Source organism: Campylobacter concisus, assembly GCF_902460595.1.
In the GTDB taxonomy this organism is placed as follows: domain Bacteria; phylum Campylobacterota; class Campylobacteria; order Campylobacterales; family Campylobacteraceae; genus Campylobacter_A; species Campylobacter_A concisus_BL.
Window position 1 is genome coordinate 1 of record NZ_CABPVA010000006.1, and the last position, 26,169, is coordinate 26,169.

Sequence of the window (26,169 nt, forward strand, 5' to 3'; positions counted from 1 at the left end):
TGGCAAAAATTTTATTTTTATGAAAGTAAATATCAATTAAATTTTAATAATTTTTAAAAAATATAATTTAGTGTTTTTAAGAAGAGTGAAATTTAAGGTATAAAATTACAAAAGCCTAAACGGGTTAAATTTAGGCTTTTAAATTTGCATTAAAATGGCCAGATAGCCTCCATAAGCCTTGTGCCCCAAGGTTTTTTGGTTGATTTGTCTAGCTCGCCCTCGGTTTTATATAAAATTTTGGCGTCAGCTATGTATTTTGAGTCGATTTCGTTGTTTTGCGAGATATCGTAAGGTCTGATGACGCCACTTACTTGCATGATCTGTTTTTCGCCATTTATAAGTAGCTCGCGACTGCCCTCGATGAAGTAGTTGCCGTTGTTTAGGATCTTGATGATCCTAGCTGAGATGGTTGCGGTAAATTTCTCGCTTCTGTTGCTAGTGCCACTACCTGTAAATTTATTGCCGCCACCTGCTTTAAAGCCGATGTCACCGTATTTGTTTAGATTATCAGCCACGGTTGAAAGTGGTGCAGCTCCAGCTGTGAAAACGCCTCCGCCAAGCGAAATGGTGCTATCTTTGTTGGTGCTTTTGCTGCCGCTTGAAATTTGACTTGCATTTTCTGAGATGACGATGGTTACGATGTCATTTACATTCATCGCCTTTCTGTCTGAAAATAGTGGATTTTCGCCCTTGCCAAAGAGACTGCCGGCGTTGCTTTGACCGCTGCCACTATCTTTTGAAGGGAGTTGCTCGACATAAACTGGAGGTTTCATATTGATGTGAGGATCTGCACTTGGGGTGCAACCTGTGTAAAAAATGCCCGCAAATGTGACGAGCCAAATCTTTTTATAGTTCATAAAATGCCTTAAAATAAGTATCTTTGTGCTAAGATTAAGCAATTTAAGTTCCCAAAAAGGTCACAAATGAAAAGTTGTTACATTTTTTCAGACAAAAATCTAGCATATTTGCAGGAAATTATAGCTACAAAATTCAAAAAAGTTGAGATCTTTAAGATAACTCCAGACAAAAACGACAAAAAAAATCTAATAAATTTAAATGATAAGGAGTTTTTTTTAAAATTTATAGATAAATTTGAAGAGCTAAAGGAGAGAAGCGACTTCGTCATAGTCGTTGGCTGTGAGGGCTTTAGCGTCTTTGGCAAGAGCGAGCTAAATTTAAAGCTAGCTAGAAATTTAAACGCTCCAGTCTTTGATGAAAACGCAAGCGAGCTAAGGGCGCTAAATTTAAACTCAAAGCTTCTAATAACTGATAAATTTGATGAAATTTTAAGCTACAAAGCCGAGATCATCACACCATTTAAATTTCAAAGCTTGCTTCTAAAAAGAGCCAAAACAGCAAACAAAACCGTCGTTTTGCCTGAAAGTGATGACGAGAGAATTTTAAAAGCAGCTCACATCGTGCTAGAAAAAGGTGCGGCAAATATCATCTTGCTAGGGCGTGAGAGTGAAATTTCAAAAAAGGCAGCCACTTTGGGGCTAAATTTAAGCAAAGCAAAGGTGCTAAACCCAGCGCAAAATGAGCTAACAGATGAATTTGCAAAGAAAATTTATGAGCTAAGAAAACATAAAGGTGTGGATGAAGCCAAGGCAAACGCGCTTGCGAAAGATAAAATTTACTTTGCCACGATGCTAATACATGAAGGCATAGCAGATGCTTTAGTAAGTGGCGCTACGATGAGCACGGCTGATACTATCCGCCCAGCCCTTCAGATCATAAAAACAAAGCCAAATGTAAGCGTGGTAAGCGGGGCATTTTTCATGGCGCTTGAAGAAGAAATTTTACTCTTTGCAGACTGCGCCGTCACGCCAAATCCAAGCAGCGATGAGCTAGCTAGCATCACACTAAGTAGCGCTCAAACAGCAAGTGCCTTTGGTCTTAGCCCAAAGATCGCCATGCTAAGCTACTCAACTGCTGATAGTGGCAGCGGGGCTGATGTGGAGTTTGTAAAAGAGGCTGCCAAAAAAGCAAGCGAGCTTGATGAGAATTTAAAAATAGCTGCGCCAATTCAGTTTGACGCGGCGGTTGATCTAAGCGTGGCTAGCAAAAAGATGCCAAATTCCGATGTGGCAGGTCTTGCAAATGTCTTTATATTTCCAAATTTAAACTGCGGAAACATCTGCTATAAGGCAGTTCAGCGAAGTGCAAATGCCCTAGCAGTGGGCCCGATACTTCAAGGGCTAAAAAAACCAGTAAATGACCTAAGCCGTGGCTGCCTCGTCGAAGACGTGGTAAATACCATCTTAATAAGCGCGATACAAGCAGGAGAGTGATATGAGAATTTTAGTTTTAAACTCAGGTAGCAGCTCGATAAAATTTCAGCTTTTTGAAATGCAGACAAAAACGAGCCTAGCAAGCGGTCTAGTCGAGCAGATCGGCAGCTCTAGCTCAAGGGCGGTGCTAAAGGCAAATGGCGAAGTTTATGAGATAAAACGCTTTATAAAAGACCACCACGACGGACTTGAGGCGATGAACGAGCTATTTGCCACTTCGCATACACTGCACGATCTAAGCGAGCTTGACGGCATCGGACACAGGATAGTTCATGGTGGCGAGAGCTTTTTTAGCTCGATGATCGTTGATGAGAGCGTCATCAAAAAGATCGAGGAGATAAGCCCACTTGCCCCACTTCACAACCCAGGGCACCTTGCTGGCATCAAAAACGCGATGAAAGAGAGCAAAAACGTGCCTCACGTGGTCGTTTTTGACACAGTGTTTCATCAAAGCATGCCAGAGTACGCCTACCGCTACGCCCTACCCTACGATGTTTGCAAGACTCATCACATCAGAAAATACGGCTTTCACGGCACATCGCACAGATATGTCTGTAAGCAAGCAGCCAAAATGCTTGGCATAGAATTTGATAAATTTAACGCTATCTCGCTTCACTTAGGCAACGGTGCCTCAGCTTGTGCTGTGCAAAATGGCAAAAGCATCGATACTTCGATGGGCCTTAGTCCGCTTGAAGGTCTCATAATGGGCACAAGAAGTGGCGATATGGACCCAGCCGTAGTCATCTATCTGCTAAATATCGGCGTTTTAAAGTGGAACGAGATCGATAACTTCTTAAATAAAAAGAGCGGACTTTTTGGAATTTGTGGCTCAAGCGACATGAGAGATGTTGTCGCCAAGATGCAAAACGACGAGCGAGCAAAGCTTGCATTTGATATGTTTTGCTACCGAGTGAAAAAGTACATTGGCTCATACTATGCCATTTTAGGGCGTGTTGATGCGCTCATATTTACTGGCGGCATCGGCGAAAATGCGCCAAATACAAGGCAAAAAATTTGTGATGATCTAAAACATCTTGGCATTCACATCAACCACGAGCTAAATTTCTCAAACGAGCGAGGCGAGAGGTGCATAGATGAAGAAGGCGCTAAGATAAAAACGCTCATCATCCCAACCAACGAAGAGCTTGAGATCGCCATAGAGACAGCCAGAGTGATAAAAGAGAGAACGCTTTAAGCATGAAATTCCCACTTGACTGCAAAGATAGTTTTGAAAACTCATTTATATTTTGGCTAACTCGCTATGTCAAATTTAAACTTAGCTCACTTTCAAACAAGGAGCTAAGAGACCCAAAGGCGCTTGCAAGTGTAAATTTCGCCCTAAGCCGTGAGATAAAAAATATAGAGCAGCTTGATGGGTTGGTAAAAAGCGCTAGAAATGCAGGACTAACTGGCATAAATACCTACTTTAACCCGCTAAAAAAGATATATGAGACGATGAAATTTTATGAGCTTAGCAGTCTAAAACAGATAGATGAAGAGTTGCTAAGTGAAATTCTAGCCAGCACCACTGGCGGGCTAAGCGATGCTAGCAAGAAAAACTACAGAATTTCAGTGATAAATTTCTTTGCCTTTTTAGATAAACAAAACGAAGAGGATGGCAAGGCTCATGTTTTTGATATAAATTTAAAAAACTGGGGCGGCGTTAGTGGTAACAAAGGGCAAAAGCTGCCTGAGTTTATGGGCGAAGAGGAGGTCAAGAAATTTCTTGAAGCGATCGAGGAAAGCGACTTTAAGCAAAACTCAAACCGTAACAAGCTCATCATAAAGGTCATTATATTTACTGGCATTCGTGTGAGCGAGGCACTAAATTTAAAAAGAAAAGATATCACAGAGGACGGCGATCTTTTTATCATTAGAATTCGTGGTAAAGGCAACAAATACCGCATAGTAATGATAAAGCGCCACCTAATCGAAGCTCATCTAAACGCCATAGCTATAAACTACATAAACAAAGAGGGCTATCTTTTTATAAATAAAAAAGGCACGAGGCTCACGCAAGCTTATGTTAGCCGTATCGTGGAGCAAATTTTATTTAAAGCAGGCATCAGAAAAGAGAAAAACGGCGCTCACATGCTGCGCCACACCTTTGCAACGATGCTTTATAAAAAGCAAAAAGACCTTGTGCTAGTGCAAGAAGCTCTTGGACATGCGAGCCTAAATACCTCACGTATTTACACACACTTTGATAGTGACAAGCTAAAACTAGCCGCCAAAGTGGCTGAGGACTTAGCAAACTAGCTTAAATTTAGATCAAATTTTATATAATCCGCCTTTCAAAAAGGAGAGAAAATGAACGCAAGTTCTGTTATAGCAATGTTGCAAGATAAGCTGCCAAAAAATCATGCTCAGCTAAAAACATTAGAAGACAAGCTCAATTCTTTTGATGAAACAAAAATAAATAATCTGGTTTCAAAAATCCCACAGCTTAACTTAAAATCACCTACGATTGTCTTTTGGGTGGGTAGCTTCATCTTTGGTGCGCTTGGCGTAAATCGCTTTATGATAGGACAAACTGCCCTTGGTCTAGCAAAGCTTGCTCTTTTTATTTTATATATAGTTTTTATTTTCTTATTTGCTAAGGTAATAATTTCTGTGGACGAATGGATAACCCCTGAAGAAATACTACATTTAATGGATTTGGCTAAAACATATTCTAAGATTATCAACATTTTTGAAATTATTATAATCATCTGGTGGGTCATCGATCTTTTTATCACTGGTAAGAGCGTAAGAAAGCAAAATTTAGAAAAGATATCAAAGGCTATAGACGAGTAAAATTTATCATGAAGAAAGCAGTAAAATTTTCGTGTTTATGCTTGTTTGACAAATCGTTAGAGCGAAGCTAAATTTGCGGTTTCGCAACGCAAAACAGCTTTGCTCTAGCATTCAAGTAAATTTATCGATTAAATTTATTGCAAATAGATCAATTTCTATGCCACGAAAAAATTAGTTTAATTTTAATCTCACAAGATTAAATTTACTTTTTAGCTGGCTCTTCGGCTTCAATAGTTTTATTTGCTTCTTGCTCTTTAAACTCTTCAAAAAGCTCATCATACCTAGCCTTAGCGTTTTCATAGACGCCAGAAGGCAGAGTGATATTTAGATCGTCCTTTAGGCTTAGTACGTCATCGCAGGCATTTTGATAGCCAAGATCGCAGCTTTTCATAAAATAACTCACTCCAAGCTCGATATTTGAGTGCTTTTTTAGATCATTATCCATCTGCTCGTTTATCTCTTCATTTACAAACATATCGCCCAAAGCCTCGCAAGAAAGCACGTCTTTTTGCTCGCAGCCATCGTAAAAAATTTCATACGCAGTTGAGTAGTCTCCGGCATTTAGGGCCTCATTACCCCTGTCGTAGTCATCGATGTCAAAGCTAAAAGCTAAATTTAGTATCAAAGCTAAAAAAACTATCTTTTTCATATAAAACTCGGTGCGTCGTTTGAAAATAGTATAAGATCGCCAGCGCGCGTGTTTTGCGCTAAAATTTCTTGCATTTTGTTCTTGTCCTTTAGGATGATGATCTTTGGTTTTACGATGTGTTTTAGCAGAGTTTGGGCGTTTAGCGAGCTTGTAATGATGACTAGGTCAAAAATTTCATTTATCACTTTGGCTAAATTTGCATTTTGCTCCGCATCGCTCTCGACGATACCAGGCGTTAGCAGCACTTTTCTGCCAGCGTAGGTGCTTACAAGCTCGTAGCTTGCGCTCATGCCTGAGAAATTTCCATTGAAGCTATCATCGATTATCAGCTTGCCGCCAGCCTCGATCTTGCTTAGGCGGTGCTCGACGTTTTTCATATTTAAAAGCGCCTCTTTTATCGCTTCATCGCTCATTTTTAGGTATCTTGCCACCTTGATGCAAACGGCTAAATTTGTAGCATTAAATTTACCAAGAAGCGGCGAGGCGTAACTCTTGCCATCAAGCGTAAATGAAATTCCATCTAAATTTGCATTTATATCTTTTAGGCTCTCATCGTAAATTTCCACATTTTCGCTTGGCTCTTTTTTTGTCGAGCTATGCAAAAATGCCATTTGCAAACGAGCGCTTTGCAGTGCTTCAAGCTTAGTAGCTCGGATATTATCAAGAGTTTTAAAATACTCTATGTGCTGCGCGCCGATCTCTCCAACGATAACGATTTGTGGATTTAGAAATTTAGTGATCTCTAGGATGTCGCCCTTTAGCCTAGCACCTGCTTCTGCGATGTAAATTTGCGTTTGCTCGCTTAAATTTTCATTGATATCTTTGATGATGCCAGCCATCGTATTTACGCTACGAGGCGTTTTGTAGCAGGCAAAGCTATCTTTTAAAATTTCAAAGAGAAAATTTTTGATACTCGTTTTGCCGTAGCTTGCAGTGATTAGGATGATTTTTAGCTCTTTGTTTGCGCCAAGTTTTTTAAGCGCCTTGTTTTTAAAGCCTTGAAATTTGATCTTTTCTAAAATTTCACTAAAAAATAGGCTCACGACCAAGACAAAAAGTGGCATCGGAGCCAAAAATGCCTTGTGGATGATGAAATTTAAAGCGTAGTTTAAGATGATAGCGCAAGCAAGGATCACAAAAAAGTGCTTGATCCTACCAGTAAAGACTAGCTTTTTATCAAGTTTTTTATGCCAAAGATAAAGAGCTGGCAAAAGCGCAAAGTAAAAATAGATAAAAAACCACTTGCCAGTCGTGTAAAACAGCACCAAAGGCACTATAAAGAAAAATACGTGCCAAGCGGGCTTTGTGAAGTGAAAGAGCACGCGCTCAGGCCTATAAGAAAACCACTGAAAGCAAGTGATCACATAAAAAGCAAGCGCAAAGATAAATAAAACTGTGCTTAGACTTAAAAATATACTCATCTTATCTCCTCGATCCCGCTCTCATCGTCATCTAATACGACATTTTTTGCTTCATTTGGCTCAAAATTTATCCCTTTTTCTATCTCGTCACTTATAAATTTAGCGTGGAGCAAAAAGAAAAAATGATCGCCACTAAGTGGGAAAAATGAGCTATTTTTGATAAGTCTATCTATACTCTCGCCGCTTGTTACAGGCGTTGCCTTGTCATTTTCACCCCAAAATATAAAGGCCCTGCCCCCAAAGTCAGCAAAATGCTTTGTAAAATCCTCATCAACAACGTTTTTTAGGGTTTCATACATCACTCTGCTCATGCCGCTCACATCTTTTGTAGCAAAGAGTTTGTAAAATTTACCAAAGCCAAATATCTTTAAAATTTTAAATATCGCTATCTTTGCTCGCACGATAAATGGCTTTTTGACAACTATACCAGCCGAGCTTAAAAGCACTAGATATGGCGGTTTTAGGAGTGTTGCAACCTTGCCGCCAAAGCTATGTCCTGCGATGATGTCTGGTTTTATTTGTAGCTCGTCACAGAAATTTGCAACGATCTTTGCGTAGTCACTTGTTTTTAAAGGCTTAAAAATGGAGCTTTTGCCAAAGCCTGGCATGTCGATATAGACGTGGCAAAACTCACTTAGATATGAGCCAAAAGCCTTTTTCATTATCTCTTTATTAGCACCCCAGCCGTGCAAGAAAAGCACTACTTTTTTGCATTTTGGATTTACTACTTCGTAGCTGATCTCGTACTCGTCTGAGCCGTATTTTACTGCCCTACTCGCCATCGTTTTCTCTCTTTTTAGCAGCGTAAATGCTCTCAAGCACACTTACAGCCTCGCAAAGGCGCTCATACTCTTCCATATTTAAAAGGACAGCTTCAAATTTATTGTTTTTAACGATGACAGCGCGCTTTAGCTCGCTAGCTCCCACGCGTGAAAGCACTGAGCTGAAATTTCTAACCACCTCGGTTGCTGTATAAATTTCATCTTTTGTAAAAGTTACCATTTTCGCTCTTTATGTAAAATTTTACGTAAAATATCACAAACTACTTTATATATCGCTAAATAAACTAGAGCTTGCCGCTGCCTTTTACCGAAGTGATAGAGTTTATAAATTTATAATCAATCTTTATCTCACGCTCTTTTGGAAGTGAGTTTGCAAGGCCATTTAGCGTGCTTTCAAAGTCCTCAAACAGATAGTTTGCAAGGCTTCCTGGGTTTGGATTGACCTCATTTAGATAGACTTCGCCATCTATCACGAAAAAGTCGCATCTAATGATCGCTCCGTCAAATCCACAATCATAAATTTTAGAAAAATTGCTCTTTAGCTCTTGCTTTAGCTCTTCTGAAATTTCCGCCTCTTGCACCTTGTTTTCGTTTGAAAAACTAAGATATTTTTGCTCGTAGTCAAGAAATTCTTTCTTTTTTGGCTCTTCGATGATAGAAAATTTGATCCCTCCATCGATCCTACATCCTGCTAGGTTATACTCTTTGACGCCTTTTATAAATGGCTCTACCAAGATATCTTTATCAAATTCAAACGCCACGTCTTTTGCGTAGGCAAGCTCGCTATCGTCATGCACGACGCTCACACCGATGCTGCTGCCTAGTCTTGCTGGCTTTAATATAATAGGATAGTGAAATTTTGGCTCATTTTGGCGAGTCAGCATCTCATAGTCAAGCGCTTTTACGCCGGCTTTTTGCGCTAGAAATTTAGTAAGCTCTTTGTTGTAGCTAAGCGCGCTTGCTTCAAGCCTTGGACCTATATATTTTATGCCGTAAAAGTCAAAAAGTGCCGCTATCTTGCCATCTTCGCCGTCCATGCCGTGGATCAAATTTATAACCACGTCGCATTCAAGTCTTTTTATGCCAAAAAGCGAGTGCGTATAAAAGCCGCCTTTAGATAAAAAAAGCTTTTTTGAGTTTTTGTATTTGCCAGAGCTGAAGAAATTTGCTCTCATATCTTTTTGCTCTATCAAGTAAAAGTCCCTACCTGCATCGCAAAATATAAATTTTAGCTCCTGTTTTAGGACGTTTTTTAAAACTATCGCACTTACTATGCTTATCTCATGCTCAAAACTCTTTGCCCCAAATATCACGCCTAAATTCATCTTTTTTATCCTTATCCTAGTTTTTTAAGTGCCTCTTTTATAAGATCGCTCGTGTTTTCACTCTTACAATCAGGCAAAATTTTCACTATCTTTTCACGCTTAAAGCCAAGTGCCTCAAGTGCTAAAAGCGCCTCATTTTGGTAACTTGGCACGCTCTCGTCGCTTATTAGTTTTGCGTCACTTAGCTCGGCTATTATGCGCCTAGCTGTCTTTGGTCCGATGCCTGGCACGCTTTTAAAAGTATCTGCGTCGCCGCTTATTATGGCGTTTGTAAATGCCTGCGAGCTAAGGCTAGAGCAAACCGCCATCGCTGTGCTAGCTCCGATGCCATTTAGCTTTATAAGCATCTCAAACATCTTTTGCTCATTTGCATCTAAAAAGCCGTAGAGTAAATTTGCGTCCTCTCTTATGATCTGTGTTATGGCAAGCTCGACTTTTTCGCCTTTGCTAAGTTTTGCTGAGCAAAAAAGCGAGATGAAAATTCCATAACTTACGCCGCTATTTGTCTTAAGTATCACAAATGCAGGATCTTTTTTCGTAACGACGCCTTCGATTGCTTTTATCATCATTTAACCTTTTGTTCCATGAAATTTATATCCGCGTAGTCTTCAAGTTTGTTTGACTTTTTGATTTTGTATTCGACCTCGCCGCCGTTATCAAATTTATCTAGCGTGATGACGTGAGCGGTCTCGTTTTGTTTTGAGACGTAGGTGACGTTTTGCGGAGGATCGACGATGACAAATCTTATCTCATTTAGCTCGATCCAATTGCCTCTGTTTATCACTTTGGCTGAGAATATGCCATTTTGCATCATCTCAAGCTCATCTTTTAGATCAGAAAGCAGTTCTTTTTTCTCTTTGAAAATTCTAAGCAAGGTGTTGTACTCATTAACGAGCCCTTGATACTCTTTTAGCTTTTTCATAAATGTAACTGGCGGTATCACTTTGGCCTTTGATAGCTCCTCGATCTTAGCTTTTATCGTATATATCGAGTCTTTGTTCTCATTGATGACATTTTTCTTGCTCTCTATATTTTTAAGAAGTGTTGAGAGTTCAAGCTTGGTGCTCTCTATCTTGCTTAGCTGATCTTGCGTAGCCTCCGCACTTTCAGGCATCTTGCTAGCGTCAATGATAAATTTATTATCAGTGCCTTTTAGATATCTAACGTCGATTAGGTGCGAGGCTGTGATGGTGCAGTTTGAGCCAAGCGTATCTATCTGGATATTTTGAGCCGTTATCGAGCCACCAACTACGCTATTTATCTTCACTCTTTTTGCTATGACAGTGCCGCCTTCTAGCCTGTCTATCTCGACGCTTTCAGCCTCAACCTTGCCGATGTGGATAGAAATTTTGGCGTGTTTGGCGTAAATTTTAGCCTTTTGGTGAGTTTGACCGCCGATATTTACATCATTTGCCTTGACCATCGCATTTGCGCCGACATTTCCTTTTACCTCAATCTCATCAGCCTCCACGATGATGCCAGTGCCGATAGCGTCTTTTATCGTGTCAGTCTCACGAACTACTAATGTGACGTTTGTGTCGGTGCCTGCTTGGATAGAACCAGTCGTTTTAAAATTTGCTTCATTTATCTCTATGCGCTCTTCGATGTCAAAAGAGCCGTTTTTCTCGACCACGTAGCCTGCTTTTTTAGCGATGTATTTTATACTCTCGTCGTTTTCTACGCGCTCGATATTTTCGCTTATGCTTATCTCTTTTTCACTCTCTTCTTTTGGCTTTGCAACCTCTATAAGTTTGCCTCTTACGTCGCGTCCATTTGCCCCTTCGTGAGACTTTTTCTCCTCCATTATCACTTCATCTTTTGCCACGCCAAAGACAAAGCCCCTATCGGCGTAATCAACCTTGTCTTCCTCTTTTAGCTCATCAAGCTTATCTTTATAATAGTATATGATCTTTGCATCGATCGCTTTTTTAGGGTTGATGCCCTGGGTTAAATTTAGCGTGTAGTCCTTATCAAGCTCGCCTTTTACGTGGATGATCGAGGCGATTTGCTTTAGTTCTTCTTTTAGCTTGCCGATCCTTATGCCTATTAAAATTTGAGCTTTCATAAGCTGTTTTGCGATGTATTCAAAAAGTTTATCTTCGTAGTGCTGCTCGTATTCGCACTCTTTGCTCGCTCTAACCTTTGCGATGACCTTTGTGATGGTTGAATTTACGCCGATGTCGATCTTTGGCAGCTTTGGCGTGGCATTTAGCCTAACGTCAAAAAACTCCACGTCATAGACCTGCTCGATCTCTAGCGTTTCGTCTAGATAAAATGTGTTGTCATCAAAAAAGCTTAAATTTTCTTCAGGGACAAAGACTGGCTCGACGTTATCTTTATTTTTGTAGTAAGTTAAGATATTTGAGAGTTTAAAGTCTATAAATTCTACCGGCACGCTATATTGTTTGCTTAGCTCTTTAAGCGATAGATAAGGCGTAGAAGTTTGAATTTGCGTTGGCGGTAAAAATCTCTCGTTTTCTTGCACGTTCTCGCTCAAATTTGATCCATTTCACATAAAATTTTGGCTCTTATTATCTCTAAAACTTTATTAAATTTGGGTTATGTAAGCTTTAAAGCATCTTTTGTTACTATTGCGTTTTTAAATTTACTAGGTGGGCGATGTTTATAAAAGGCTTTTTTTCAAACTCAGTTGGCATCATGACTTCAAGGATTTTAGGACTTGCAAGAGATCTTTTAACGGCCTCTATCCTTGGTGCTGGCATATTTAGCGACCTCTTTTTTATAGCATTTAAAATACCAAATTTGTTTCGCCGTATCTTTGGCGAGGGCGCTTTTACACAGGCATTTTTGCCAAATTTTACAAATAACAAGAAAAAAGCGATCTTTCAGGCTGAAATTTTCATCAAATTTCTACTTTTTATAGGTATTTTGACGCTTCTTGTAAATTTATTTACGCCCTACTTTATAAAGATCATCGCAAGCGGCTTGAGCGAGCAAAATATCACAGACGCAGTGCCACTTGTACGCATAAATTTCTACTATCTAGCCCTTGTTTATATCGTCACTTTCATGGGTGCGCTTCTTCAGTATAAAGAGCATTTTGCCACGACTGCGTTTTCTACTGCACTGCTAAATTTAGCTATGATCGCTTCGCTACTTTTGGCTCGTGGCAAGAGCGAGAGTGTGGTAGCACTTTATCTTAGCTTTGGCGTCGTTGCAGGCGGCATTTTGCAGGTTTTAGTGCATCTAATCGCCATGAAATTTAACGCCTTAAATAAAATTTTTTGGGGTGGTCTAAGCGGATATTTTAAAGGCAAAAGAGCGCAGAGCAAAGGCTTTTTTATAAATTTCTACCATGGCTTACTTGGCTCAAGTGCTATGCAAATAAGCGCATTTATGGATACTTGGCTGGCTAGCTTTTTAGTAAGTGGCTCGATAAGCTACCTTTTTTATGCTAATAGAATTTTTCAGCTCCCGCTTGCCATCTTTGCGATCGCACTCTCTCAGGCGCTCTTTCCAAAGATAACCAGACTTTTAAAACAAAAAGACGAAGCAAACGCCCTAGTTTGGACGAAAAAGAGCTTTTATCTGCTACTTTGCGCCCTGCTAGCAGCCACGATCGCAGGCGTCGTGCTAAGTGAGTTTATCATCTGGCTCTTGTTTGAAAGAGGAAATTTCGTAAGGGCAAACACCATTGAGTGCGCTAAGGTGCTAAGTGCTTATTTGGTGGGGCTTACGCCATTTGGACTGGCTAAAATTTTCTCACTTTGGCTCTATGCAAATATGAAGCAAAAAGAGGCAGCCAAAATTTCTATCATCTGCCTTGTGATAAATTTGATCCTAGCTGTCATTTTGATGCAGAAATTTGGAGCTGCTGGCCTTGCATTTGCAAGCTCGCTTGGGGGATTTTTGCAGCTTATTTTATATATAAGAGCCTTTGGAGCTAAGAGATTTTTAGCTATAATCGAGCCTAAATTTATAGCTGCTATCGCTGTTGCGGCGGTTTTGCTCTATTTTGGTTTAACATTTTTAAAGGATATATTTAATGCGAATTTTTGATACTTCTAAAAGAGAAAAGGTTGAGTTTAGCCCTATTAAAGATGGCGAAGTTAGCATCTATTTGTGCGGTCCAACAGTCTATGATGACGCGCATTTGGGACATGCAAAGTCAGCCGTTAGCTTTGATCTTTTAAGAAGGGTCTTAAAAGCACTTGGCTACAAGGTCAAATTTGCAAGAAATTACACCGACATCGACGATAAAATTTTAAATAAAATGGCGCAAACTGGCCAAAGCCTAGAGGAAATCACAAACAAATATATAGCGCACTATGAGAGCGATATGGGCGCTTTAAACGTGCTTGATCCAGACTTTAAACCAAAGGCTACGCAGTGCTTGGAGGCGATCATTAGCTACATCAAGGTGCTTATGGATAGAGGTGTGGCGTATAAAACGAGCGATGGAATTTACTTTGACACTAGCAAGGATAGTGGCTATTTTAGCATTAGTGGCAAGGATAACAACACCGATCTAATCGCACGCGTAGTATGTTTTTGCGAGAAAAGAGATGAAAAAGACTTTGTGCTTTGGAAATTTGACGAGAAATGGTACGAGAGCCCATTTGGCAAGGGTCGCCCTGGCTGGCACACCGAGTGCGTGGCGATGATAAGGGAGTTTTTAAGCGATAAAGAAAATGATAAATTTGAGATCGACATCCACGCTGGCGGTATCGACCTACTCTTTCCGCACCACGAAAATGAGGCAAGCCAGTGCAGATGTGCCTATCATAAAAATTTGAGCAAATACTGGATGCACAACGGCTTTATAAAAGTAAATAACGAAAAGATGAGCAAAAGCCTAAATAACAGCTTTTTTGTAAAGGACGCCCTAAAAAACATTCATGGCGAAGTGCTTAGATATTACTTGCTTACGAGCCATTATAGGGCTCATTTTAACTATTCAGATGAAGATCTAGTAGCCTCAAAAAAGAGGCTTGATAAAATTTACCGCCTCAAAAAAAGAGTTGATGGCGTGCAGGCTGGCATGGCAAGTGAGAGCTTTAAAAGTGAGCTACTTGAGGCACTAAGCGATGATCTAAACGCTTCAAAAGCGCTTGCAAGCGTCGATGAGTTTGTAAAAACGGCAAATGAAAGACTTGATAACAACCCAAAAGATAAAGCATATAAGGCCGAAGTGGTGGCAAATTTAGAGTTAATAAGCGAAATTTTAGGCATTGCTGTCACAAACTATTTGGAGTATTTTCAGTTTGGTGTAACTGGCGAGCAAAAAGAGCAAATTCAAAAGCTTCTTGACGAGCGCGCGGTAGCTAAAAAAGAGAGAAATTTTGCAAGGGCTGATGAGATAAGAGATGAGCTAGCAAAAATGAATATCTCTATCATGGATACGCCAAATGGCGCAGTTTGGGAGAGAAATAATGAATAATTTTGGCTTAAAAGATGTGCTAAAGCGCTTTGGTCCATATTTTAAAGACTATATCCCACACTTTATTTTTGCCATCATCGGCATGGCTCTTGCCAGTGGCGGAACGGCGGTAAGTGCCTATCTCGTGGAGCCAGTACTTAATAAAATTTTCGTTGAGAAAAACGAAAAGCTACTTTACATCTTGCCTTGCGCCATCATCGCGATCTACGTGATAAAAAACATCGGAACCTTCATGCAGGCCTATTTTACGGCATATATCGGGCAAGATACGATTAGAAGATTTCGCGAAAAGATGGTTGCAAACCTTTTAAATTTAGATATGGACTTTTTCAATGAATTTAGAACTGGCGAGCTAATCAGCAGAACAACAAACGACATCGACCGCATAAGATCAATAGTTTCAAGCATGATCCCTGAACTTACGAGGGAATTTATAACGATCATTGGCCTACTTTGCGTCGTCATCTATCAAAGTCCAAAGCTGGCATTTTTTGCCCTTGTCGTCATGCCAGTGGCGATCTATCCGATCTCGCGCCTTGCTAAAAGGATGAAGAAAATTTCAAAGCAGTCGCAAGAAAAAACATCAGACATCACCTCTGCGCTTAGTGAAATTTTTACAAATATCGAGATAATCAAAGCAAATAACGCCCAAGAATACGAGCATTCACGCTTTGTTGATGAAAATAACAAATTTTTTAGGCTAAATTTAAAAAGCGTCAAGATCGAGCAGCTAGTAAGCCCGCTAATGGAGACCATAGGCTCAATAGGCGTGGCAGCAGTAATCATCATAGGTGGTAAAGACGTCATCGACGGGCATATAAACATGGGCGCATTCTTTTCATTTTTAACAGCGCTTTTTATGCTCTACACCCCGCTAAAACGCATCGTAAATATCTATAATAAGATGCAAGATGCCATCGCAGCAAGCGAGAGGACGTTTTTCTTGATGGATAAGGTAAGCCAGATAAAAGATGGCCAAAATGAGCTAAACGAAGAGATAAATTTGATCAAATTTAACGACGTCCGCCTAAGCTACGGCGACAAAGAGGTCTTAAAAGGGATAAATTTAGAGGCAAATAAGTCAGAATTTATAGCCCTTGTTGGCTCAAGTGGCGGCGGAAAAAGCTCGCTTATGAATTTGCTTATGAGATTTTACGACGTAAATGGTGGAGAAATTTTGATAAACGGCACAAATTTAAAAGATATCAAAATTCACTCACTTCGCGAAAATATCGGCCTTGTGACGCAGCGTGTCTATATCTTTAACGATACGATCGCTAAAAACGTAGCTTACGGCAGAGAATTTGACGAAGATGCCGTAATAAACGCTCTAAAACTAGCAAATGCTTACGAGTTTGTAAGCAAGCTTGATGATGGCATAAACACTGTCTTAAATGAATTTGGTACCAACCTCTCAGGCGGTCAAAGACAGCGCATCGCCATAGCAAGAGCGCTTTATCAAAATCCACAAATCCTAATCTTTGACGAGGCTACATCAGCACTTGATAACGAGAGCGAAAAAGAGATCACAAAAGCCATAAACAACCTTAGAAACAAAAAGATCATCTTTGTCATCGCTCACCGCCTAAGCACAGTTGAAAGTGCCGATAAGATCGCAGTTTTGAGTGATGGCAAGATCATTGATAGCGGAAGCGACGAGGAGCTTAGCAAAAGAAATGAAATTTATGCAAAACTTAAGGGTAAAGCCTTAGTTTAAGGCGATTTTTGCTAAGATTTGCGTAAATTTTTAGGCATTTTAAAGAGGTTAAAATGAGCTTAAACTACAATACTTTAAAATCTATTTTTTTTAAATTTGATCCTGAAACTGCCCACAAGATCGCTGAAGTAGCGATGGTTGGGGCAAATAAAATCTTCCCTGGCTCGCTAAGCTTTTTAGCGCATAAATGCGTGGTCGATGACAATGCGCTAAAACAAAATTTATTCTCAAGCACCTACCACAACCCAGTTGGCATAGCTGGCGGCTTTGATAAAAACGCCACGATGTTTGAGGCGCTAACGGCTCTTGGCTTTGGGCATTTAGAATTTGGCACATTTACGCCAAAACCACAACCCGGCAACGCAAAGCCTAGGCTTTTTAGGCTCATAGACGAAGAGAGCATTCAAAATGCGATGGGCTTTAACAATGAAGGTTGCGAAGCTATCAAAAATAGAGTAAAAAAGATCTATCCTTTTACCATACCAATCTGGGCAAACATTGGTAAAAACAAGGTTACTCCAAACGAAGATGCGATAAAAGACTATGAAATTTTAGTAAGAGAATTTAGCGAAATTTGCGATACATTTGTTATAAACGTTTCATCGCCAAACACGCCAAATTTAAGAGCGCTTCAAGATGAGAGCTTCATAAAAGAGCTTTTTAGCGTCATTTTGCCTCTCACTAAAAAGCCGATCATCTTTAAAATAGCTCCAGATATGAGCCACGAAGATGCGATCAAGCTTTGTAGCTGTGCGGTAGAAAACGGCGCTAGTGGCGTGCTTGTTTCAAATACAAGCGTTGATTATTCGCTCTCTCACTCGTCAAATTTAAAAGACTTTGGCGGACTAAGTGGCAAGGTGATCACTCAAAAGTCAAAGGATATATTTAAAGCTGTGGCTGATGAGCTTTATGGCAAGACGACACTTATCGCGTGTGGCGGCATAGATAGCGGTGCAGAGGCTTATGAGCGCATAAAAATGGGGGCAAATTTGGTCCAAATTTTTACAAGCTTTATCTTCAAGGGGCCGATGATCGCAAGAGATATAAATTTAGAAATTTTAGAGCTTTTAAAAAGAGATGGTTTTGCCTCTATCAGCGAAGCAGTCGGTGCAAATGTTAAAAAATAGAGGGCAAGAGATTGATAAAATTTAACAAATTTAAACTAGACAACGGACTTGAAATTTATCACGTGCCGGTAAATCCTGACTCAAAAGTGATAAGCGTCGATGTTTTTTATAAAGTTGGCTCCAGAAACGAAGTGATGGGCAAAAGCGGCATCGCTCACATGCTAGAGCATCTAAATTTCAAATCAACCAAAAACTTACGCGCAGGCGAGTTTGATGAGATCGTAAAGGGCTTTGGCGGCGTAAATAACGCAAGCACAGGCTTTGACTACACTCACTACTTCATAAAAGCCTCAAATGAAAATTTAGACAAAACGCTTGGTCTTTTTGCCGAGCTTATGAAAAATTTAAGCCTAAAAGATAAAGAATTTCAGCCTGAGCGTGAGGTGGTGCACGAGGAGCGCAGGTGGCGAACAGACAACAACCCTATGGGATACCTCTACTTTAGGCTCTACAACCACGCATTTATCTACCATCCATACCACTGGACGCCGATAGGTTTTATAAAAGATATCGAAAACTGGAAGATCGCTGATATAAAAGAATTTCACGCTACATATTATCAGCCAAAAAACGCCATTTTGATGATAAGTGGCGACATCGGCAAAGACGAGGCATTTAAGCTAGCTAAGAAAAATTTTGGCGGCGTAAAAAACAAAAGAGCCATCCCAAAACTACACTGCAAAGAGCCCGAACAAGACGGCGCAAGAAGAGCTATCATCTACAAAGATAGCCAAACGCAAATGCTAGCTATCGCTTATAAAATTCCAGACTTTAGGCATGCTGATCAAGTGGGGCTAAATGCGATAAGTGAATATCTAGCCACTGGCAAAAGCTCCATTTTACAGCAACGCCTTGTCGATGAACTCATGCTTGTAAATCAAATTTACGCTTACAATATGAGCTGCGTTGATGAAAATTTATTTATATTTTTAGCAGTTTGCAACCCAGACGTCGAAGCGAGCGCAGTTGAAACCGAAATTTTAAAGATCATAGATGATCTAAAGAGAAAGCCGATAGATAAAGAGGACGTTTTAAGAGTTAAAAATTTGATAAAAACTGATTTTATCTACTCATTTGAGAGCGCAAGCAAGGTGGCGAATTTATACGGCTCATACCTTGCAAGAGGCGATATAAAGCCACTTTACGAGCTTGAGAAAAATATAGACAAGATAGACGCCAAGCTTTTAAAAGAGATAGCAAACAGATATTTCAATGAAAAAACTAGCACGACAATAATCTTAAAAAAGGAATAGACGTGAAAAATTCGCTTCAAGGTGCGATGACAGCACTAATTACACCATTTAAAAATCAAAAATTAGACGAAGCCAGTTTTGAAAAACTGATAAAAAGGCAGATAAAACACGGCATAGACGTCGTTGTACCAGTGGGAACTACTGGCGAGAGCGCGACTCTAACGCATGATGAGCATAGAATTTGCATCGAGATCGCAGTAGATGCATGTAAGGGTACAAATGTCAAGGTGCTAGCTGGAGCTGGTAGCAACGCCACTCACGAGGCCATAGGTATCGCTAAATTTGCCCAAGCTCACGGCGCTCACGGCATCCTATCAGTCGCTCCTTATTACAACAAACCAACTCAAGAGGGACTTTACGAGCACTACAAGGCCATCGCAAATAGCATAGAAATTCCAGTACTTCTTTACAACGTCCCAGGCAGAGTTGGCGTAGATATCTTGCCAGCGACTGTTTTTAGACTTTTTAAAGATTGTAAAAATATTTTTGGCATCAAAGAAGCAACAGGTAGCATCGATAGATGCGTCGATCTACTAGCTCACGAGCCTGATTTAGTAGTCATCAGCGGCGAAGATGCTATAAACTACCCTATCCTCTCAAATGGCGGAAAGGGCGTCATCTCAGTCACTGCAAACCTCTTACCAGATCAAATTTCACAGCTTACGCACCTTGCGATGAGCGAAGAATATAAAAAAGCAAAACTGATAAATGACAACCTCTACACGATCAATAAAACGCTCTTTTGCGAGAGCAACCCGATACCGATCAAAGCGGCGATGTATCTAGCTGGACTGATCGACACTTTGGAGTACCGCTTACCACTTTGCAAACCGATCAAAGAAAATTTCAAAAAGATAGAAGAAGTTATTAAAAATTACGAAATAAAGGGATTTTAATGAAGGACACACTAAACGAATTTAAAGGTAAAACGCTAGTCATCAGCGGCGGCACTAGAGGCATCGGCAGAGCCATAGTCGAAGAATTTGCAAAAGCTGGTGTAAATATAGCTTTTACTTATAACTCAAACGAGGAGCTTGCCAAAGAGCAGGCAAAAGAGCTTGAGGCTACCTACAAGATAAAAGCTAGAGCCTACGCGCTAAATATCCTTGAGCCAGAGACTTATAAGGAGCTATTTTTAAAGATAGATGAGGACTTTGACAGGGTTGATTTTTTCATCTCAAACGCTATCATCTCAGGTCGCGCAGTGGCTGGTGGATACACTAAATTTATGAAGCTAAAACCAAGAGGTATAAACAATATCTTCACAGCAACCGTAAATGCCTTTGTCGTGGGCGCACAAGAGGCTGCAAAACGCATGGAAAAAGTGGGCGGCGGCAGTATCATTAGCCTAAGCTCAACTGGAAATTTAGTCTATATCGAAAACTACGCAGGCCACGGCACAGCAAAAGCAGCCGTTGAAGCGATGGCAAGATATGCTGCGACAGAGCTTGGCGAGAAAAACATCCGCGTAAATGTCGTAAGTGGCGGCCCTATCGAGACAGACGCGCTAAGAGCCTTTACCAACTACGAAGAGGTGCGCGATATGACGGCAAAACTTAGCCCGCTAAACCGCATGGGACAGCCGACCGACCTAGCTGGAGCATGTCTATTTTTATGCTCATCTAAGGCTAGCTGGGTGACTGGACATACATTTATAATAGATGGTGGCACGACTTTTAAATGAGAGTGGAATTTCTAAGCATAAAGGCATATTTGTGAGCTTAAATTTACCAAATTCACTGGCATTTTTTAGGATATTGCTAGCTCCGCTTATGTTTTTTATGCTCGTAAATGCGCCAGGAATTTTTACGCAAATTCATATAAGTTGGATAAACTACTTCGCAGCCCTCATCTTTGTGATCGCCTCAGTGACTGACTTTTTTGATGGCTACATCGCTAGGAGCTGGGATCAAAAGACCAAGCTTGGCGCTATCCTTGACCCACTAGCTGATAAGATGCTAATTCTTGCTGCATTTTTGGGTCTCATGATGCTTGGCAGAGCGAGCGCTTGGGCTGTTTATCTTATCTTGATAAGAGAGTTTTTCATAACTGGCTTTCGTGTCGTGATGGCAAGTGACGGCGTAGAGGTTGCTGCTTCGATGGCTGGCAAGGTTAAAACCGTTTCGCAGATGTTTGCGGTTGGATTTTTACTGATGAGCTGGCCTGGTGGCGAGCTTTTGCTCTGGATCGCTGTTGCGCTTACACTTTATTCTGGATTTGAATACATCTTTGCCTACGTAAAAGCAATGAAAAAGAGTTAAATTTGAGAACCGGAAACGCTATAATCTATCTAGCTAGCTTCGTCGTGGTCGCGGCGGGACTAAAGACTGCTAGCGTCGTCGTGCTACCGTTTTTGATGGCGGTTTTTATCGCTATCGTGGCGACGCCTGCGATAAATGCGCTCGAAAAGCTCAAATTTCCGCGCGTTTTAGCCTTCGCGCTAGTTACGGCGGTGGTGTTTTTGTCGCTGGGATTTATCGCAAACACCGTGATAAAGACGATAAACGGGCTAGTTAGCTACATGCCCGAGCTTCAGAGCAAATTTAAAGCCCTCGCCGATCATTACCACCAGATGCTAGCGAGCCGCGGCCTAATCGATCCCGAGAGCATCGCCGCGCCCGCAGACTTTGATATAAATAAAATTTTTGCCGTGCTGGGCGGATTTTTAAGGAACGGCACCGAGCTCGTTTCAAAGAGCTTTTTCGTCTTTTTGCTCGTTACTTTTATGCTTTTTGAAGTGCAGGTATTTTCTCAAAAAGTCGAGTATTTTGCGAGCAAAAATCCGCAAACGAACCAGATCGTAGATACGTTTATATCAAATCTCAAGCGCTATCTCGCGATCAAGTCCGCAGCGTCGTTTGCGACGGGCGTTTTTATATTTATCGGGCTAAATTTCATCGGCGTGCCCTACGCGCCGCTTTGGGGTATTTTAGCTTTCGTGCTAAATTTTATCCCGACGATCGGCTCTATTATCGCGGCCGTCCCGGCGCTTTTGGTGGCGCTTTTGCTAAACGACGCAGCCTCTTGTGCTTGGACTGCGGCGCTATATCTAGCCGTAAATATCGTCATCGGCAACTTTATCGAGCCGAAATTTCTAGGCAAAAGCCTTGGTATAAGCACGCTTGTGGTGCTTTTGAGCCTACTTTTTTGGGGATTTTTGTTCGGCATCGGCGGTATGTTTTTAGCAGTACCGCTTACCATGAGCCTAAAGATCGCGCTTGACGCAAACCCGAGCACGAAATTTATAGCCGTTTTGCTCAGCGATAAACTCGAGCGGTAAAATCAAATTTAAAGGTAAGTTTTGAAAGGCATTCTCTTCACGCTGGCTCTGCTTTGCCTTGGGCTTTATGCGTATTCGTTTTATTTTTTAGTGACCGTTTTAGCCATTAGTTTTCTCATATTTTTCCACGAGCTTGGCCACTTTTTAGTAGCAAGAATGCTCGGCGTCAAAGTAAATACCTTTAGCATCGGCTTTGGCGAGAAAATTTACACCAAAAACGTTGGCGGTACCGACTACTGCCTAAGCGCGATCCCACTTGGCGGATACGTGCAACTAAAAGGGCAAGACGACACCGATCCAAAGGCCAAAAACTACGACTCTGACAGCTACAACGTGCTAAGTCCTATAAAGCGCATTTACATCCTCTTTGCAGGGCCATTTTTTAACTTTATCTTGGCATTTTTCATATACATTTTGCTTGGATTTATCGGTGTTGAGAGGCTTGCGCCAAGTGTCGGACACATAGCTGAAGGCTCGGCAGCTGCGAGCGCTGGCATAGCAATAAACGATAAAATTTTAGCGATAAATGGCGTAAAAATAAACGAGTGGAACGAGATCAGCAAAAACGTAAAGCTTGAGCCTAGCGCCATTTTGATAGATCGCAACGGCTCGCAAATGACTATAAATTTAACACCAAAGATAGGCGAGACGATAAATCCTTTTAATGAAAAGATAAAGCAACCACTAATTGGCATCAAATCAAACGGCGAAGTGGTGAAAATTTATCACACAGGTTTAGAGAGCATAAAATTTGCCTTTGACGAGACAGTTGAGGCTTCAAAGCTCATCTTTAAAAGCTTTGAAAAGCTAGTCGTTGGAGATGTACCACTAAAAGAGGTCGGAGGCATCGTGCAGATCGCCGATGTCACTTCAAAGGCCGCTAAGATCAGCCTTAGCGTGCTTCTAACCATCGTGGCACTCATCTCTGTAAATTTGGGCGTGCTAAACCTTTTTCCGATCCCAGCGCTTGATGGTGGGCATATTTTATTTAATATTTATGAACTAATTTTTAGATGCGAGGTAAATGAGCGGGTGCTTGTCGTACTCACCTACTGCGGCTGGGCGCTACTGCTTGGCATAATGGTGCTTGCGACCTTCAACGACATTATGAGATTAAGCGGAGGTTTATGATGATAGTTTTAAAAGAGCTGCTTGAAAAGATCGAAATTTTAAGCAAAGACGTGACGCTAATAGCCGTTAGCAAAAATGTCACATGCAATGAAGTAAGGGAGCTTTACGCACAAGGGCAGAGAAATTTTGGCGAAAACAGAGTCCAGGAGCTAGCCAAAAAAGAGCTAGAGCTGCAAAATTTCACTGACATCAAATGGCACATGATAGGGCGTTTGCAAAATAACAAAATCAATCAAATGATAAGCCTAAAGCCCGTGCTTTGGCAAAGCTGCGATAGCTTCGAAAGAGCCGTAGAGGTCAATAAAAGACTTAGCTACAAGCTAGATACTTTGCTTCAGATAAACTCGGCCGATGAAGACACAAAGCAAGGTGTGAGCGTGACAAATGCGACTGAAATTTATGAACGCATCCAAAGCGAGTGTAAAAATATAAATTTAAAAGGCGTGATGAGCATCGGAGCGCATGTGGACGAGCCAAAAGAGGTGCAAAAAAGCTTTGAGCTAACATATAAAATTTATGAGAGCCTAAGGCCAAAAGGCGCAAGCATCTGCTCGATGGGCATGAGTAGCGACTTCGAACTAGCGATAAAATGCGGCTCAAATATGATCCGCCTTGGGACAATGCTCTATCTATAAATTTGTCCCTTTTGGGGCAAATTTACCCTTCTACTCCTTTTTTAAATTTTAATCTAAGTTATATGATTTTATAATGCAGTTAAATAAATTTTTAACGATAAAGGAGTAAATGTGTTTAAAAATTTAATTCTAATGGCTGTTGCGATCTTGTTCATCTCAGGTTGTGGTAGAGCTGAAAAGATAGCTAGGATCGAGCAAAAATGCGCAAATAATGAAGCTGTTTGGTGTTTAAAGCTTGGCAAAACATATGCTAGAAGAGACATCAACAAAGGTGTCATGTACTATCAAAAAGCTTGCGATCTAGGCGATAAAAGAGGCTGTTACAGACTTGCGGTTTTACTAAACTCAAAATCAATCAACTCAAAAAAAGACAATGAAACGATCGTAAAATCACTAACCAAATCATGCGATCTTGGCACGCCAAAAGCTTGCTTTGAACTTGGCGAATACTACGAAGATGACCCAAAAATGCAAGGCAAAGCAAATGAGCTATTTGCAAAATCATGCGAGCAAAGATTTGGTCTTGCTTGCTATAAACTAGCTGACTTTTATGGCGAAAAAAACGATGCAGCATCTCAAAAAAGCTACTTAGAGCTAGCGTGCAAATACCGCTATAAAGTAGCTTGCGAAGAAGTAGGCGAAGATAAAAAATAAATAACATTTTTTGTGCAGGGGAGCACACATCTCCCCCACACTCTTTTAACATCAAATTTGCTGGAACATCTTTTTGCTTTAAACATAAAAGAAGCTAGGAGGCAAACCATGAACGATATTAGCATCTTAGATACAAATGTAAATTCATACATAAAGCAACAACACAAACAAGATAGATCTGCAAATTTTAGTGATATTTTTAACCAAAAAACCAAAGAAGAGAGCATTAAGCCAAGCCAAGAGCCAGCTAAATTTACTTACACCACTTCTTCGCAAAATAGCCTTATCTCTTTAAATTTTAATGACCTTCAAGCTTATGGCTACACAGTGGATAAAGCTGGCTTTATGGGAGCTGACTTTAACAAAGCTGCAGGCTTGCCACAGGACTTTAAAATCCATAAAAGCACACTTGATGCAATGATTAAATTTAACACTCAAGAATATAACAAAGTGACATACTTTTTTACTAAAGGCAAAGGTAACCCAGCGCCTAATATGTTCGAAAAGATCGATATAGCCAACACTATCAAGCAGTATTATAATATCTTTAGTCAAGTAACGGCTGGAGTTGTAAATGATGGCAAGGAGTATTATAGTAGTGCAGATTTGGCTCAGCTTCCAAGGGGTTATATGTCAAAAGATGGACTAAGCGATCATGATAAATATATGCTAAAACCATCAGATAAGGGCGAAGCTACAAACTGGCTGACGGATCGAAACAACGAAAAGGTATTAAATTTACTAAGAACAGATGACGATGTAAATAGAATTTACGATATGTATAAAGAGCTATCTCCAAGTGTCATTATTGATTATAAAATACTTGATATGCAGCAGATGATGGATGAAGAATATACTGGTGGTGATACAATGTTTAATAGCTTTAAGCCAGATATGTCTGTCTATAAAAATGAAAATGGTTATACAAAAGGGCAACTATTTGTTGCATTTTTAAAGAGCGAGGGCGGAGAAATTTTAGATGGTGGAGCAACTAAAATTAAAGAGCAATACATAGAAGAAGGATATAATTCGCTTTATCTAACTTATAACTCTATGAAAGAGACTGCCAGGCCTATGGGGACTTATTTTGATCTTATCTCGGGTAAAATTTCTACTTATGACGTAATGATGCAAATTAGAAAAAATCTAAACTACACGCTAGAACACATTATAGATCCAAGTGATATGTTGTTGCAAGAATTTGCTGATGCAAAAGATAAAGATATTATGGCACAAAGCAGTATTTTATCGGCCAAGCTAAGAGAATTTGATAATGAAACAAGTATATTGAAGGTGTGAGTAAGGATGTGTAATACATGCTCAACATTAATCACTGGATTTAAACTATAAAAGAAGCTAGGAGGCAAACCATGAATGATATTAGCATCTTAAGCACAAATGTAAATTCATATACTAAGCAACAACACAAGCAAGATAGATCTGCAAATTTTAGTGATGTTTTTAACCAAAAAACCAAAGAAGAGAGCATTAAGCCAAGCCAAGAGCCAGCTAAATTTACTTATACAACTTCTTCACAAAACAGCCTCATCTCTTTAAATTTCAGTGATCTTCAAGCTTACGGCTACACAGTAGATAAAGCTGGCTTTATGGGAGCTGATTTTAACAAAGCAGCGGGCTTACCGCAAGACTTTAAAATCCATAAAAGCACACTTGATGAGATAGTTAGATACAACAACAAAACACATC

At 40.3% G+C, this 26,169-nt stretch carries 26 protein-coding genes; 18 read left to right on the forward strand and 8 right to left on the reverse strand.

Annotated features, from left to right (window positions below; all coding sequences use genetic code 11):
- Window positions 1–149: 149 nt before the first annotated feature.
- Window positions 150–857, reverse strand: a complete 708-nt coding sequence (flgH, locus tag F3G86_RS09190; RefSeq protein ID WP_002940928.1) for a flagellar basal body L-ring protein FlgH — start codon at window positions 855–857, stop codon at window positions 150–152.
- A gap of 66 nt (window positions 858–923) precedes the next feature.
- On the opposite strand from flgH, the gene pta reads away from it, so the two are divergent.
- Genes pta through F3G86_RS10525 form a run of 4 tightly spaced genes read left to right on the forward strand, consistent with a single transcriptional unit; the run spans window position 924 to window position 5,087 of the window.
- Window positions 924–2,291: a phosphate acetyltransferase gene (gene pta, locus F3G86_RS09195; protein ID WP_149723678.1), complete on the forward strand. Its 1,368-nt coding sequence runs from the start codon at window positions 924–926 to the stop codon at window positions 2,289–2,291.
- 1 nt (window position 2,292) lies between these two features.
- Complete coding sequence (locus tag F3G86_RS09200) at window positions 2,293–3,486, forward strand: acetate kinase (RefSeq protein WP_149723679.1); 1,194 nt, start codon at window positions 2,293–2,295, stop codon at window positions 3,484–3,486.
- Between the two features lie 2 nt (window positions 3,487–3,488).
- A complete protein-coding gene (locus F3G86_RS09205) occupies window positions 3,489–4,550 on the forward strand; it encodes a tyrosine-type recombinase/integrase (RefSeq protein WP_021085106.1) in 1,062 nt (353 codons plus the stop codon).
- A gap of 51 nt (window positions 4,551–4,601) precedes the next feature.
- Window positions 4,602–5,087 carry a TM2 domain-containing protein gene (locus F3G86_RS10525; protein WP_187424523.1) on the forward strand — a complete coding sequence of 162 codons (486 nt, stop codon included), beginning with the start codon at window positions 4,602–4,604 and terminating at the stop codon, window positions 5,085–5,087.
- 202 nt (window positions 5,088–5,289) lie between these two features.
- On the opposite strand, the gene F3G86_RS09215 is transcribed toward F3G86_RS10525, so the two are convergent.
- The 7 genes from F3G86_RS09215 to F3G86_RS09245 all read right to left on the reverse strand — a co-directional run bounded on the left by F3G86_RS09215 (window position 5,290) and on the right by F3G86_RS09245 (window position 11,761).
- Window positions 5,290–5,736 carry a hypothetical protein gene (locus F3G86_RS09215; RefSeq protein WP_149723680.1) on the reverse strand — a complete coding sequence of 149 codons (447 nt, stop codon included), beginning with the start codon at window positions 5,734–5,736 and terminating at the stop codon, window positions 5,290–5,292.
- Window positions 5,733–7,157 carry a Mur ligase family protein gene (locus tag F3G86_RS09220; protein WP_149723681.1) on the reverse strand — a complete coding sequence of 475 codons (1,425 nt, stop codon included), beginning with the start codon at window positions 7,155–7,157 and terminating at the stop codon, window positions 5,733–5,735. The genes F3G86_RS09215 and F3G86_RS09220 overlap by 4 nt, the downstream gene beginning before the upstream one ends.
- Window positions 7,154–7,939 carry an EstV family lipase gene (estV, locus tag F3G86_RS09225; protein ID WP_148815267.1) on the reverse strand — a complete coding sequence of 262 codons (786 nt, stop codon included), beginning with the start codon at window positions 7,937–7,939 and terminating at the stop codon, window positions 7,154–7,156. Before estV ends, F3G86_RS09220 begins: the two co-directional genes overlap by 4 nt.
- On the reverse strand, window positions 7,929–8,159 hold the full coding sequence (locus F3G86_RS09230) for a type II toxin-antitoxin system Phd/YefM family antitoxin (protein ID WP_002942153.1): 231 nt from the start codon (window positions 8,157–8,159) through the stop codon (window positions 7,929–7,931). Before F3G86_RS09230 ends, estV begins: the two co-directional genes overlap by 11 nt.
- Window positions 8,160–8,223: 64 nt before the next feature.
- Window positions 8,224–9,264: a D-alanine--D-alanine ligase gene (locus F3G86_RS09235; protein ID WP_148815264.1), complete on the reverse strand. Its 1,041-nt coding sequence runs from the start codon at window positions 9,262–9,264 to the stop codon at window positions 8,224–8,226.
- Window positions 9,265–9,275: 11 nt separating this feature from the next.
- Entirely contained in the window at window positions 9,276–9,830 is a 555-nt protein-coding gene (gene ruvA / locus F3G86_RS09240; protein WP_103643738.1) for a Holliday junction branch migration protein RuvA, read from the reverse strand.
- Window positions 9,830–11,761, reverse strand: coding sequence for a flagellar assembly protein A (locus tag F3G86_RS09245; protein WP_149723682.1), 1,932 nt, complete (start codon window positions 11,759–11,761; stop codon window positions 9,830–9,832). The genes ruvA and F3G86_RS09245 overlap by 1 nt, the downstream gene beginning before the upstream one ends.
- Window positions 11,762–11,883: 122 nt before the next feature.
- Here F3G86_RS09245 and murJ point away from each other — a divergent pair, with 122 nt between their 5' ends.
- From murJ to F3G86_RS09315, 14 genes are all read left to right on the forward strand, one after another.
- Entirely contained in the window at window positions 11,884–13,284 is a 1,401-nt protein-coding gene (gene murJ, locus F3G86_RS09250) for a murein biosynthesis integral membrane protein MurJ (RefSeq protein ID WP_149723683.1), read from the forward strand.
- Window positions 13,271–14,665 (forward strand): cysteine--tRNA ligase, encoded by a 1,395-nt coding sequence (cysS, locus tag F3G86_RS09255; protein WP_149723684.1) that lies wholly within the window; start codon window positions 13,271–13,273, stop codon window positions 14,663–14,665. The genes murJ and cysS overlap by 14 nt, the downstream gene beginning before the upstream one ends.
- On the forward strand, window positions 14,658–16,382 hold the full coding sequence (locus tag F3G86_RS09260; RefSeq protein ID WP_149723685.1) for an ABC transporter ATP-binding protein: 1,725 nt from the start codon (window positions 14,658–14,660) through the stop codon (window positions 16,380–16,382). Before cysS ends, F3G86_RS09260 begins: the two co-directional genes overlap by 8 nt.
- A 53-nt stretch (window positions 16,383–16,435) precedes the next feature.
- Window positions 16,436–17,509: a quinone-dependent dihydroorotate dehydrogenase gene (locus tag F3G86_RS09265; RefSeq protein WP_149723686.1), complete on the forward strand. Its 1,074-nt coding sequence runs from the start codon at window positions 16,436–16,438 to the stop codon at window positions 17,507–17,509.
- Window positions 17,510–17,520: 11 nt separating this feature from the next.
- Entirely contained in the window at window positions 17,521–18,762 is a 1,242-nt protein-coding gene (locus F3G86_RS09270) for a M16 family metallopeptidase (protein WP_149723687.1), read from the forward strand.
- A 26-nt stretch (window positions 18,763–18,788) separates the two neighbouring features.
- Window positions 18,789–19,658, forward strand: a complete 870-nt coding sequence (gene dapA, locus F3G86_RS09275; protein ID WP_411160693.1) for a 4-hydroxy-tetrahydrodipicolinate synthase — start codon at window positions 18,789–18,791, stop codon at window positions 19,656–19,658.
- Window positions 19,658–20,446, forward strand: a complete 789-nt coding sequence (locus F3G86_RS09280; protein ID WP_021089130.1) for an enoyl-ACP reductase — start codon at window positions 19,658–19,660, stop codon at window positions 20,444–20,446. Before dapA ends, F3G86_RS09280 begins: the two co-directional genes overlap by 1 nt.
- A gap of 31 nt (window positions 20,447–20,477) precedes the next feature.
- Window positions 20,478–21,023 carry a CDP-diacylglycerol--glycerol-3-phosphate 3-phosphatidyltransferase gene (pgsA, locus tag F3G86_RS09285; RefSeq protein WP_009293904.1) on the forward strand — a complete coding sequence of 182 codons (546 nt, stop codon included), beginning with the start codon at window positions 20,478–20,480 and terminating at the stop codon, window positions 21,021–21,023.
- A 23-nt stretch (window positions 21,024–21,046) separates the two neighbouring features.
- Complete coding sequence (locus F3G86_RS09290) at window positions 21,047–22,042, forward strand: AI-2E family transporter (protein WP_411160694.1); 996 nt, start codon at window positions 21,047–21,049, stop codon at window positions 22,040–22,042.
- A 21-nt stretch (window positions 22,043–22,063) separates the two neighbouring features.
- Window positions 22,064–23,173 (forward strand): RIP metalloprotease RseP, encoded by a 1,110-nt coding sequence (rseP, locus tag F3G86_RS09295; protein ID WP_149723689.1) that lies wholly within the window; start codon window positions 22,064–22,066, stop codon window positions 23,171–23,173.
- Window positions 23,170–23,808, forward strand: coding sequence for a YggS family pyridoxal phosphate-dependent enzyme (locus F3G86_RS09300; RefSeq protein ID WP_223228590.1), 639 nt, complete (start codon window positions 23,170–23,172; stop codon window positions 23,806–23,808). Before rseP ends, F3G86_RS09300 begins: the two co-directional genes overlap by 4 nt.
- A 111-nt stretch (window positions 23,809–23,919) precedes the next feature.
- Window positions 23,920–24,462, forward strand: coding sequence for a tetratricopeptide repeat protein (locus tag F3G86_RS09305; protein ID WP_149723690.1), 543 nt, complete (start codon window positions 23,920–23,922; stop codon window positions 24,460–24,462).
- 108 nt (window positions 24,463–24,570) lie between these two features.
- On the forward strand, window positions 24,571–25,761 hold the full coding sequence (locus F3G86_RS09310) for a Cj0814 family flagellar-dependent secreted protein (RefSeq protein WP_149723691.1): 1,191 nt from the start codon (window positions 24,571–24,573) through the stop codon (window positions 25,759–25,761).
- 71 nt (window positions 25,762–25,832) lie between these two features.
- Window positions 25,833–26,169 (forward strand): Cj0814 family flagellar-dependent secreted protein (locus tag F3G86_RS09315; RefSeq protein ID WP_411160692.1); only part of this gene is annotated, 337 nt, incomplete at its 3' end.